Origin of the sequence: Paenibacillus silvestris, from assembly GCF_009882985.1 — a bacterium.
GTDB lineage: Bacteria > Bacillota > Bacilli > Paenibacillales > NBRC-103111 > Paenibacillus_E > Paenibacillus_E silvestris.
In genome coordinates, this window is record NZ_WTUZ01000012.1 from 87502 (window position 1) to 88094 (window position 593).

1 pseudogene is annotated in these 593 nt (G+C 42.5%); it reads left to right on the forward strand.

Annotated elements, in window-relative coordinates:
- Nucleotides 1-46: 46 nt before the first annotated feature.
- Nucleotides 47-593: pseudogene (locus GQF01_RS09605) on the forward strand (hypothetical protein); the annotation flags it as partial.

Here is a 593-nt window from a genome sequence, read left to right on the forward strand (position 1 = left end):
TGACTTCGTAAACGCTGGCGACACGGTAGCTTACAGCAAAAACGCTGTGATCAAGTTGAAAGCTGCGAACCAATATGGCGAAGCCGTATCGATGGGAACATCTAACTTTACTGCACTTGTATCTGGGCAAGCACCAACAAGCTTCAAAAAAGACGTTGATGGCAACTTGGTTATCACGGCTGATGTAACAGGTTCAGGCATTTCCCAAGGTAACGGGATTGTTCCAGTAACGGTTTATTTCAACAACAGTGATGTAACAGTGTCCAAAAACTTCAAAGTAGGAACAGTGCCGATCCTGAGCAAAATCGAAACAGGTAAAGTAACGTATTCCAATGGCGGAACGAAACTCGTTGCAGCTGACGACAAAGCTTCCATCGCATTAAACCTATTCGACCAATATGGTAACCCAATCGTAGAAGGTCAATTCACAAACGATGAAATCAAAGCAAGCAACATCAACCCAGTCATTACACCGTATGAACAATATCTTGAAGTTGTTAAAGCTGGTGCAACATTTGCAACAAGCGATCTGTTCGACGATAACGACAACGCACGTGTAGAAGTGAAATTAACTGCAAAATTAGATAAAACAG